This is a genomic window from Streptococcus oralis, assembly GCF_001578935.1.
Taxonomy (GTDB): domain Bacteria; phylum Bacillota; class Bacilli; order Lactobacillales; family Streptococcaceae; genus Streptococcus; species Streptococcus oralis_R.
In genome coordinates this window covers 971,648-982,444 of the sequence record NZ_KQ969521.1, presented here as the reverse complement: position 1 = coordinate 982,444, position 10,797 = coordinate 971,648, and the positions used below count along the sequence as shown (strand labels likewise).

The 10,797-nt window shown below is 39.2% G+C and carries 11 protein-coding genes, 1 tRNA gene and 2 pseudogenes; 13 read left to right on the top strand and 1 reads right to left on the bottom strand.

The genetic code is table 11. The annotated features are described in order from the left end of the window. Positions 1-102: 102 nt before the first annotated feature. From SORDD15_RS04920 to SORDD15_RS04895, 6 genes are all read left to right on the top strand, one after another. Positions 103-1,380, top strand: coding sequence for an ABC transporter permease (locus SORDD15_RS04920; protein ID WP_061414990.1), 1,278 nt, complete (start codon positions 103-105; stop codon positions 1,378-1,380). A 12-nt stretch (positions 1,381-1,392) separates the two neighbouring features. Then, complete coding sequence (vex2, locus tag SORDD15_RS04915) at positions 1,393-2,040, top strand: ABC transporter ATP-binding subunit Vex2 (protein ID WP_061414986.1); 648 nt, start codon at positions 1,393-1,395, stop codon at positions 2,038-2,040. A gap of 50 nt (positions 2,041-2,090) precedes the next feature. Continuing rightward, positions 2,091-3,470 carry an ABC transporter permease subunit Vex3 gene (vex3, locus tag SORDD15_RS04910; RefSeq protein ID WP_061414983.1) on the top strand — a complete coding sequence of 460 codons (1,380 nt, stop codon included), beginning with the start codon at positions 2,091-2,093 and terminating at the stop codon, positions 3,468-3,470. Between the two features lie 142 nt (positions 3,471-3,612). Beyond that, positions 3,613-4,269, top strand: a complete 657-nt coding sequence (gene vncR, locus SORDD15_RS04905; protein WP_061414980.1) for a response regulator transcription factor VncR — start codon at positions 3,613-3,615, stop codon at positions 4,267-4,269. Then, a complete protein-coding gene (gene vncS, locus SORDD15_RS04900) occupies positions 4,266-5,594 on the top strand; it encodes a sensor histidine kinase VncS (protein ID WP_061414977.1) in 1,329 nt (442 codons plus the stop codon). Before vncR ends, vncS begins: the two co-directional genes overlap by 4 nt. Positions 5,595-5,733: 139 nt before the next feature. Beyond that, positions 5,734-6,615, top strand: a complete 882-nt coding sequence (locus SORDD15_RS04895) for a class II fructose-bisphosphate aldolase (protein ID WP_001018995.1) — start codon at positions 5,734-5,736, stop codon at positions 6,613-6,615. Between the two features lie 189 nt (positions 6,616-6,804). On the opposite strand, the gene SORDD15_RS04890 is transcribed toward SORDD15_RS04895, so the two are convergent. Beyond that, positions 6,805-7,140: a helix-turn-helix domain-containing protein gene (locus SORDD15_RS04890; protein ID WP_061414974.1), complete on the bottom strand. Its 336-nt coding sequence runs from the start codon at positions 7,138-7,140 to the stop codon at positions 6,805-6,807. 395 nt (positions 7,141-7,535) lie between these two features. Here SORDD15_RS04890 and SORDD15_RS04885 point away from each other — a divergent pair, with 395 nt between their 5' ends. The 7 genes and pseudogenes from SORDD15_RS04885 to SORDD15_RS04850 all read left to right on the top strand — a co-directional run bounded on the left by SORDD15_RS04885 (position 7,536) and on the right by SORDD15_RS04850 (position 10,784). Then, positions 7,536-8,117 carry a hypothetical protein gene (locus SORDD15_RS04885; protein ID WP_061414971.1) on the top strand — a complete coding sequence of 194 codons (582 nt, stop codon included), beginning with the start codon at positions 7,536-7,538 and terminating at the stop codon, positions 8,115-8,117. A gap of 265 nt (positions 8,118-8,382) precedes the next feature. Further along, positions 8,383-8,688: a type II toxin-antitoxin system RelB/DinJ family antitoxin gene (locus SORDD15_RS04880; protein ID WP_061415687.1), complete on the top strand. Its 306-nt coding sequence runs from the start codon at positions 8,383-8,385 to the stop codon at positions 8,686-8,688. Further along, the gene (locus tag SORDD15_RS04875) at positions 8,685-9,017 is read left to right on the top strand and encodes a type II toxin-antitoxin system RelE/ParE family toxin (RefSeq protein ID WP_061414968.1); all 333 of its coding nucleotides are present in this window, start codon (positions 8,685-8,687) and stop codon (positions 9,015-9,017) included. The genes SORDD15_RS04880 and SORDD15_RS04875 overlap by 4 nt, the downstream gene beginning before the upstream one ends. A 137-nt stretch (positions 9,018-9,154) precedes the next feature. Next, positions 9,155-9,712: pseudogene (locus SORDD15_RS04870) on the top strand (histidine phosphatase family protein). Further along, positions 9,699-10,155 (top strand): annotated as a pseudogene (locus tag SORDD15_RS10200) (GNAT family N-acetyltransferase). The pseudogenes SORDD15_RS04870 and SORDD15_RS10200 overlap by 14 nt, the downstream one beginning before the upstream one ends. Positions 10,156-10,201: 46 nt before the next feature. Next, positions 10,202-10,274, top strand: a tRNA-Thr gene (locus SORDD15_RS04855). A gap of 192 nt (positions 10,275-10,466) precedes the next feature. Then, positions 10,467-10,784 carry a hypothetical protein gene (locus SORDD15_RS04850; RefSeq protein WP_049520932.1) on the top strand — a complete coding sequence of 106 codons (318 nt, stop codon included), beginning with the start codon at positions 10,467-10,469 and terminating at the stop codon, positions 10,782-10,784. Positions 10,785-10,797: the final 13 nt, after the last annotated feature.

Sequence of the window (10,797 nt, the reverse complement as noted above, 5' to 3'; positions counted from 1 at the left end):
TTAGCGTTCGCTAGCTTTTTTGTTTTTTTCAAAAAAATTTTCGATTTCATAAACATTTCATATTTGGATTTTATAATAGTCTTACAAATATGGAGGTGACAAATGAATCCAATCCAAAGAGCTTGGGCTTATGTCAGCAGAAAACGACTGAGAAGTTTTATTTTATTTCTTATTTTATTTGTCCTTTTAGCAGGAATTTCAGCCTGTTTGACTCTGATGAAGTCCAACAAAACAGTAGAAAGCAATCTTTACAAATCACTCAATACTTCTTTTTCTATCAAAAAGATAGAAAATGGACAGACCTTCAAATTGTCTGACCTAGCATCCGTGAGCAAGATTAAGGGACTGGAAAATGTCTCTCCTGAACTCGAAACGGTCGCAAATCTGAAAGACAAGAAAGCGGTGAGTGGTGAGCAGAGCGTAGAACGCGATGATTTGTCGACTGCAGATAAGAATTTGGTTAGCTTAACGGCTCTTGAGGATTCATCCAAGGGTGTCACCTTTACCAGTTCGGCTTTCAACCTAAAAGAAGGGCGACACCTTCAAAAAGGAGATTCTAAGAAAATCCTTATCCACGAAGAGTTGGCCAAGAAGAACGGTCTTTCGCTTCATGACAAGATTCGCTTGGATGCTGGTCAGTCCGAAGCTGGAAAAGGGCAAACAGTAGAGTTTGAGATTGTCGGCATCTTTTCTGGTAAAAAACAAGAAAAATTTACAGGCTTGTCTTCTGACTTCAGTGAAAACCAGGTCTTTACAGACTATGAAAGCAGCCAAACCCTTCTGGGAAATAGTGAACCACAAGTCAGTGCAGCTCGCTTCTATGTGGAAAATCCTAAGGAAATGGACGGACTCATGAAGCAGGTAGAAAACTTGGCTTTAGAAAGTCAAGGCTACCAAGTAGAGAAGGAAAACAAGGCCTTTGAACAAATCAAAGACTCAGTAGCAACCTTCCAAACCTTCCTCACCATCTTCCTTTATGGGATGTTGATAGCTGGAGCAGGAGCCTTAATTTTGGTCTTGTCCCTCTGGTTGAGAGAAAGGGTCTACGAAGTGGGAATTCTTTTGGCACTTGGAAAAAGCAAGATTTCGATCTTCCTCCAGTTCTGTTTAGAGGTAGTTTTGGTATCTCTCGGAGCTTTGCTTCCATCCTTTATCGCTGGAAATGCCATTACATCCTATCTGCTCCAAACTGTACTAGCCAGTGGAGATCAGGCAACCTTACAGGACACGCTGGCCAAAGTAAGCGGTCTATCAACCAGTCTCCTATCCTTTGCAGAATCCTATGTATTTCTGCTCCTGATTGGTTGTTTGTCTGTAGCCCTTTGTTTCGTATTTCTATTTAGAAAATCGCCTAAGGAAATTTTATCATCTATTAGTTAAGAAGGAGAAATCATGACTTTATTACAATTGCAAGATGTTACCTACCGTTATAAGAACACTGCTGAGGCAGTTTTATATCAGATCAAGTATAATTTTGAACCCGGAAAATTTTATAGTATCATTGGTGAGTCAGGAGCTGGAAAATCCACTCTCTTGTCCCTACTGGCTGGTCTAGATAGTCCTGTTGAAGGTTCTATCCTTTTCCAAGGAGAGGACATTCGAAACAAGGGGTATTCTTACCATCGCATGCACCATATTTCCCTGGTCTTTCAAAATTATAACTTGATAGATTATCTTTCTCCGCTGGAAAATATCCGCTTGGTCAACAAAAAGGCAAGCAAGGATACGCTTCTTGAGCTTGGTTTGGATGAAAGTCAGATCAAGCGGAACGTTCTCCAGTTATCAGGTGGTCAACAGCAACGTGTAGCCATCGCTCGCAGTTTGGTATCAGAAGCTCCGGTTATTCTCGCTGATGAGCCAACAGGAAATCTGGACCCTAAAACTGCTGGAGATATTATCGAACTGCTCAAGTCACTTGCCGAGAAAACAGGTAAATGTGTGATCGTCGTTACCCACAGTAAAGAAGTGGCGCAAGCGTCGGATATTACACTTGAATTGAAGGATAAGAAACTGACTGAAAATCGCAATACTACAAAATAAGACGAGCTTGTTTTGATAGAATTATTAAATCAAATCTAGAAAGGGAACCTATGTTACACAACGCATTTGCCTATGTTACAAGGAAGTTTTTCAAATCGATTGTTATCTTCCTGATTATTCTCCTCATGGCGAGCTTGAGTTTGGTCGGCTTGTCGATCAAGGGAGCTACTGCCAAGGCTTCTCAGGAGACCTTTAAAAATATCACCAATAGCTTCTCCATGCAAATCAATCGTCGCGTCAATCAAGGAACGCCACGTGGTGCTGGGAATATCAAGGGTGAGGATATCAAAAAAATCACCGAAAATAAGGCCATCGAGTCTTATGTTAAACGCATCAACGCTATCGGAGATTTGACTGGATATGACCTGATCGAAACGCCAGAAACCAAGAAAAATCTCACACCTGACCGTGCCAAACGGTTTGGCAACAGCATGATGATCACAGGGGTCAATGACTCTTCTAAAGAAGATAAGTTTGTCTCCGGTTCATATAAACTAGTCGAAGGTGAGCACCTAACCAATGACGACAAAGACAAGATCCTCATGCACAAGGACTTGGCTACTAAACACGGCTGGAAAGTCGGAGATAAGGTCAAACTAGACTCCAATATCTATGATGCAGACAATGAAAAAGGTGCTAAGGAGACAGTCGAAGTGACAATCAAGGGACTCTTTGATGGGCACAATAAGTCGGCAGTAACCTACTCACAAGAACTCTATGAAAATACAGCTATCACAGACATTCACACTGCTGCAAAACTTTATGGATACACAGAAGACACAGCTATTTATGGGGATGCAACCTTCTTTGTAACAGCAGACAAGAGCTTGGATGACGTCATGAAAGAATTGAACGGTATCAGCGGTATCAACTGGAAGAGCTACACACTTGTGAAGAGCTCCTCTAACTACCCAGCTCTAGAGCAATCCATCTCTGGTATGTACAAGATGGCCAACCTCCTCTTCTGGGGTAGCTTGAGCTTCTCAGTTCTTCTCCTTGCACTCTTGCTTAGTCTTTGGATCAACGCCCGTCGCAAGGAAGTGGGAATCCTCCTCTCTATCGGTCTCAAGCAGGCAAGTATCTTGGGGCAATTCATCACTGAATCCATCTTGATTGCCATCCCTGCTCTAGTTTCTGCTTATTTCCTAGCCAATTACACAGCTCGTGCAATCGGAAATACTGTTCTTGCCAATGTCACTTCAGGTGTTGCCAAGCAAGCCAGCAAGGCTGCTCAAGCCTCTAACCTTGGTGGTGGTGCAGAAGTAGACGGCTTTAGCAAGACCTTGTCGAGCCTAGACATTTCCATTCAGACATCAGACTTCATCATCGTCTTTGTCCTTGCCTTGGTTCTAGTGGTTCTCGTTATGGCGCTTGCTTCAAGCAATCTCCTCAGAAAACAACCAAAAGAGCTCTTGCTTGATAGCGAATAAAAAAACTTGCTACCTATTCTCCCCTAAATGGGGTATAATATAGGTAGCATTTTTATCTGTTTTGTCTTGATAAGGACTCTTCCTATCAGGATGAAACAGAGAAGATTTACAAGAAATTTAAAGGAATGTGAAACGTTTTTCTATGAAAATTTTAATTGTAGAAGATGAAGAGATGATCCGTGAGGGAATCAGTGACTATTTGACGGATTGTGGTTATGAAATCATTGAAGCAGCAGATGGACAAGAAGCTCTAGAAAAATTTTCCAGCTATGAGGTGGCTCTGGTTTTACTGGATATCCAGATGCCCAAGCTCAATGGTCTAGAAGTCCTAGCGGAGATTCGTAAGACCAGTCAGGTTCCTGTCTTGATGCTGACAGCCTTTCAGGATGAGGAATACAAGATGAGTGCTTTTGCTTCTCTGGCAGACGGTTATCTGGAAAAGCCTTTTTCTCTCTCCCTTTTAAAAGTAAGGGTGGACGCGATTTTCAAGCGCTACTACGATACGGGACGAATCTTTTCCTATAAGGATACCAAGGTGGACTTTGAGAGTTACAGTGCAAGCCTCGCAGGTCAAGAAGTGGCCATCAATGCCAAAGAGTTGGAAATTCTGGACTATCTGGTAAAAAATGAAGGCCGGGCCTTGACTCGTTCTCAGATTATCGATGCGGTTTGGAAGGCGACAGATGAGGTTCCCTTTGACCGTGTCATTGATGTCTATATCAAGGAACTGCGGAAAAAGCTAGATTTGGACTGTATCCTCACTGTGCGCAATGTTGGTTATAAATTGGAGCGAAAATGAAACGAACAGGTTTATTTACAAAGATTTTTATCTATACCTTCTCGATTTTTAGTGTTCTGGTTATTTGTCTTCATTTAGCCATTTATTTTCTCTTTCCCTCTACTTATCTGAGCCACCGTCAGGAAACCATTGGCCAGAAAGCGACAGCTATTGCCCAGTCTCTAGAAGGAAAGGATCAGCAGAGTATTGAACAAGTATTAGATTTGTATTCCCAGACCAGTGATATCAAAGGAGCTGTCAAGGGAGAGATGACTGAGGATAAGTTAGAAGTCAAGGACAACCTTCCTCTGGATACGGATCGCCAGACCACTTCCCTCTTTATTGAGGAGCGCGAGGTAAAAACGCAAGATGGTGGAACTATGACTCTCCAATTTCTAGCTTCCATGGACCTGCAAAAGGAAGCAGAGCAGATTAGTCTTCAATTTCTTCCCTATACTTTGCTGGCATCCTTTCTGATTTCCCTTTTGGTAGCCTATATCTATGCTCGGACTATTGTTGCCCCGATTTTGGAAATCAAGCGGGTGACCCGTCGGATGATGGATCTGGATGCTGAAGTACGGTTGCGTGTGGATTCTAAGGATGAGATTGGGGATCTCAAGGAACAAATCAATAGCCTTTACCAGCATCTTTTGACTGTTATTGCGGACTTGAATGACAAGAATGAAGCTATTCTCCAGCTGGAGAAGATGAAGGTTGAGTTTCTTCGAGGGGCTTCTCATGAACTGAAAACACCTCTGGCCAGTTTGAAAATCCTGATTGAGAATATGAAAGAAAATATCGGTCGCTATAGAGATAGAGACCACTATCTGGGAGTTGCTTTGGGGATTGTGGACGACCTCAGTCACCACGTTCTCCAGATATTGTCTCTTTCTTCTGTTCAAGAATTGCGAGACGAGAAAGAAGAGGTTGACCTCCTTCAGATGACGCAAAGTTTGGTTAAGGATTATGCTTTGCTCGCCAAGGAGAGAGAGCTTCAGGTAGACATTAGCCTAACCCATCAGCAGGCTTACATAAACCCATCTGTCATGAAACTGATATTATCGAATCTTATCAGCAATGCTACCAAGCACTCCACTACAGGCGGCTTGGTCCGCATTGGAGAAAGAGAAGGAGAATTCTTTATCGAGAATAGCTGTAGTCCTGAAGAACAAGAACAATTGGCCCAGTCTTTTTCTGAAAATGCTAGTCGCAAGGCCAAGGGTTCGGGGATGGGACTCTTTGTGGTCAAAAGTTTATTAGAACACGAGAAACTCCCTTATCATTTTGAGATGCAAGATGATCGCTTGACCTTCTTCATACGTTATCCCAAAGTCGCTCAGGACTAAGAATAAGAAAGGGTTTACATTGATTGGATTGGAAGAAATTCAATCTAAAGTATGGGAAAAACTAGCTTTTTTTATCAAAAAGTGATAAAATGAACAATGTAAATGGGATGTCCCAAAAAATATATAGGAGGCCTGACAAATGGCAATCGTTTCAGCAGAAAAATTTGTCCAAGCAGCTCGTGACAACGGTTATGCAGTTGGTGGATTTAACACAAACAACCTTGAGTGGACTCAAGCTATCTTGCGTGCAGCAGAAGCTAAAAAAGCTCCAGTTTTGATCCAAACTTCAATGGGTGCTGCTAAATACATGGGTGGTTACAAAGTTGCTCGCAACTTGATCGCTAACCTTGTTGAGTCAATGGGTATCACTGTACCAGTAGCTATCCACCTTGACCACGGTCACTACGAAGATGCACTTGAGTGTATCGAAGTTGGTTACACTTCAATCATGTTTGACGGTTCACACCTTCCAGTTGAAGAAAACCTTAAATTGGCTAAAGACGTTGTTGAAAAAGCACACGCTAAAGGTATCTCAGTAGAAGCTGAAGTTGGTACTATCGGTGGTGAAGAAGACGGTATCATCGGTAAAGGTGAATTGGCTCCAATCGAAGACGCTAAAGCAATGGTTGCAACTGGTATTGACTTCTTGGCAGCTGGTATCGGTAACATCCACGGTCCTTACCCAGCAAACTGGGAAGGTCTTGACCTTGATCACTTGAAGAAATTGACAGAAGCTCTTCCAGGATTCCCAATCGTATTGCACGGTGGTTCAGGTATTCCTGATGACCAAATCCAAGCAGCTATCAAACTTGGTGTTGCGAAAGTTAACGTTAACACTGAATGCCAAATCGCATTCGCTAACGCAACTCGTAAATTTGCTCGTGACTACGAAGCAAACGAAGCAGAATACGACAAGAAGAAACTCTTCGACCCACGTAAATTCTTGGCTGACGGTGTAAAAGCTATCCAAGCATCAGTTGAAGAACGTATTGACGTATTCGGTTCAGAAGGTAAAGCTTAATCTACTTTTGACCAATAAAATGAGACTTGTCCAGTGGGCAGGTCTTTTTTGCAATGGCTTGTTTGTGTCCAAGTAGTGTAAAGAAAAGGTTATTTCATGAGCGAATGACTATCTGTCGGATAGAGCTACTTGTGTACTTTATAGAAAATGCTGTAAGAAAAAATGCTAGATGATAAAAGGTCTAGCATTTTATTGTTCTAAGGTTTCTAAGATAAGGTTGATGGCATCAAGTAGCTTTCTTCGTTTTGAGATAGGGAGTTCAGAAATCTGCTCAAATGTTTTTGTTATTTCGGAATCAGCTTCTTGGTTTAGGAAGTTAAAGAATTCAGCTTCGGCAACTTCTAAAGCGATGATAATTTTCTCTAATGTTTCTAGTTTGATGTTTAAATTTTTATTCTCTATATTATAGATATAATTAATACCTAGATTTGCTTTCTTATTCAATTCCCACTGTGTCATTTTCTTTTGCTTTCTCAAGTAGCGTATTCGGAGAGAGATATGCTTTTGTAAAGTGTATTTGTCCATATGAACCCCTATCTTATTTATTCTAACTCTTAAATCATTACTAGGAATCCTACTTATATAGTTAAAAATATATCAAAACAACTTTACAAAGTGGTTCTTTTGTATTAAAGTAATGATAGAAAAATTTATAAGGAGTGAGGAATGGATAAAAGAACAAAATGAAGTTTAGCGGTAGCTACTCTTGCTACCATCACATTAATAAATGTAATACAAACGAAAAGTTGAGATTTCAAAGAGCGTTAAGTATTTGCAGGAAACCACGGTATGACAGATAAAATTCCCTATAACGTAGACGATTCTGTAGTTGAGTCTATAAAAATAGGGTAATCCTACAAGAAAATAGTCAGATTATTTATGAACTATGATTTTTTATAAAAGGTAGTCGATGAAAGATTATGATAAAGAAATGGATAAAACAATTAAAGGAATTTGTTAACAGAACGAAGTTAATAAATCAAAATAAGCTCTTGCTTATCATTTTACCTATCATTGGTTTTATTTTTTGGTATTTTACAAGAGCGAGAGTGGCAATTCGACTATATTATTATTTACCAAGTTTTCTAAAAGTGAACGATAAGCTGATTTATGTTTATCAAGATGAAATTTTATATTTTTATCTTATAACAATAGCGATTATTTTGTTGATGTTACTTATAGGAAAATTAATACCAACACCTATCACTTTTTTAAAGGAAAAGGGTTGCTTTAAAACCATGCTTTTTGGAATATTATCTTTAATAATTATTTATACTATTTATTGGTTGTTGATATTTATTATTCGATTTTTAATCGGTTTAGTAATTTTTGTTGTTGCCATTGTGATAATATTGAGTGAAGCTGGTCGCAGTCCTTCAACTGATAATAATAGCAGTTCAACTGATGCTTACGATAGGGAAAAGGAAAAAAGAGAAAAAGAGTTTGAATTTATTCGTTACGCTGAAGATAAAAAGAAAAGAGATAGGGAAGGAAGATGGTAAATATTTGGGAGTATTTGTTGCACTTGACTTTATATCTAGGATAAACTAGGTGATAAATTATTTTTAGAATACATGTTTTTTAAGACAATTATACAAATGAGGGCGGGACAAAAAATCTCAGCCTTGTTTTTTAAGAAATGATTACTGTATAGGATTTCTTAAGAATGGTCTAATAATAGTAATGTCGTTTTCAGGAAGGATTAAATTGACAAGTAATGGAAAATGTTATACAATAGCGTTACAAATGTTAAGAGAGGTGATGAAAATGGGAAAAACGGCTACAATTAACGTTCGAGTTGATGAAGCGGATAAACAATCAGCTGAACAAGTCTTGAAACAACTCGGGATGCCAATGTCAACTTTAGTTACCCTATTATTAAAACAAGTGTCCTTAACGAAAAGTGTTCCTTTTGCTATCACCTTACCAGAAGCCCCTTCATCAGTGAGTGTGGAAGGAATGGCTTCGGATGAATTTGGACAAATGATGGTTGATGCCTATCAAGAGGCAGAGAATGGCCAGGTTCGGTCAGCTAATGAGTTCTTTAAAGAATTTAAGGAACAGCATGTATGAGTACAATAACCATTAACATTTTAAAGCAGGCTGAGCAAGATATGGAAGCCATTTATCATTATATTGCAGATGAGCTTCAATCACCGCAGGCTGCTATGAATCAATTTGAAGCTATTGCAGAGGCTATTCAAACCTTAGAAATATTTCCTGAGAGATGTGCTATTGTAGAAGAATTGCTCCGCTTAGATATCAAAATTAGACGATTACTAGTAAAGAATTACTCAGTGTTCTATCGTTTTGATAGGGATACAGTTACCGTGTTAAGAGTGTTGCACCAATCAAGTAGTCTGGATGGATTATTGTCTGAAATCGGGAATAAAAAAGATTGAAATTTGCATACAAAACAGAAGCCTGCCCATGAGGGTGGGTTTTTTGATGTAGTATTATAAAAACGAAATCTATTTGACAATTAGACTTAAGTAAGATAGGATGTATTTACTTTTATGTATTTTAAAGGTGATGATTTGTGAAGAACACTTATATTTTACTTCGACATGCTCATTCAGTTTTTTCGAGTGATGATGTTAATAGAAACTTGTCAGAAAAAGTATTTGCCTCTCTTGCTCAGTTAGTTTTTTTGAATCTTTACACTATTGATTATTGTGTCTCTAGCCCTTATAAACACGCTTTTGAAACGGTCAATAGCTCTCCGGTAATTGTACTTGATGAACGTTTACGAGAAAGAAAATTATCCTCTAAAGTTATAAAAGATGCTGAATTTCAAGATACCATAAACTATTTATGGTAAAATCCTAGTCAATCTCTGTTAGGTGGGGAACCAAATCAAGAAGCCTTAGCTAGAATACTCGATTTAGTGATGGAATTGGAAGAAAGTTACTCGGATAAAAGAATTTTACTGAGTTCGCATGGCAATCTGATAGGAATTTTACTCCATTATTTAGACTCAAGTTTTGATTATGAAAGATGGAAGTAAATGACATTTCCAGATTGTTTCCTCATTGAGAAAGATGCAACAGTGAGAAGGATAATGAGGGATAATGGACATAAAAATGATAGAAATTAGAGAAGTGGTGAAGCCAAATCAAAAGATGCTGGTAGTCGCTGAGATTTTACAGGACCTACCGGAATGGTTTGGTATACCTGAAAGTACGCAGGATTACATTGAAGGAGCTAAGGATTTACGCGCTTGGGTAGCTTATGATGGAGAACAGCCAGTCGGTTTCATCAGTCTGTCCTATTCCAGTGAGGATTGCGCGGAGATTGACTGTCTTGGTGTGAAGAAATCAAGGCAGAGGAATTGGTAGTAAGTTGTTTACTGCTTTAGAAAGAGAAGCAGCAAAAAAGGTTGACTACCTCCAAGTAAAAACAGTAGCAGAAGGTTCGAATAAAGATTATGACCGAACCAATGTCTTCTATCAAAGTGTTGGGTTTAAGAGATTAGAAATTTTTCCGCAATTATGGGATCCGCAAAATTCTTGTCAAATCTTGATTAAAAAGATAGAATAAAATCCCTTGACATTCATTCTCAGAGTGCTATACTAAAAGGGTAATCGCCGATTTAGCTCAGTTGGTAGAGCAACGCACTCGTAACGCGTAGGTCACAGGTTCAAGCCCTGCAATCGGCAAAATCAAGAAGCCCAAACGGGCTTCTTTTTCTTTTATTACTACTATTTAACCACTTAGACAGAGATATTGACCAGATAGGCAAAAGGGCTTGTTACTGAAAAATTCCTCTGCTATAATGGTTCATGTAAGGGGCGTGAGGGGTCAGTATCAGACAACTCAAGAACCAAAAAAAAGAAAATGGAGACAAAAAAATGAAAAAATTATTGGGACTTGTATTTTTAGTAGCAGCAGCGCTAGTATTGTATTTCGGTTCTGTTGGTTGGCCAAGTTTGGATGTCAACCTCTGGTCACTCATTCCGGTAGGATTGTTCCTTTATTTCACGCTAGAAAACTTTTTGAAAAAAGACTACAAGGCTAGCTTGATGTGCTTGATCATCGCCTTTATCATTGCAAATGCTATTTTTGATCTCTTACCCATTTCAAGTGGTTTGGTGATTGGTGCCGGTGTGCTAGCTTGTGTAGGACTTGGCTACCTCTTTCCTGATAAAGATAAAAAAGAAGACAAATAGAAAAGTCTCGAGA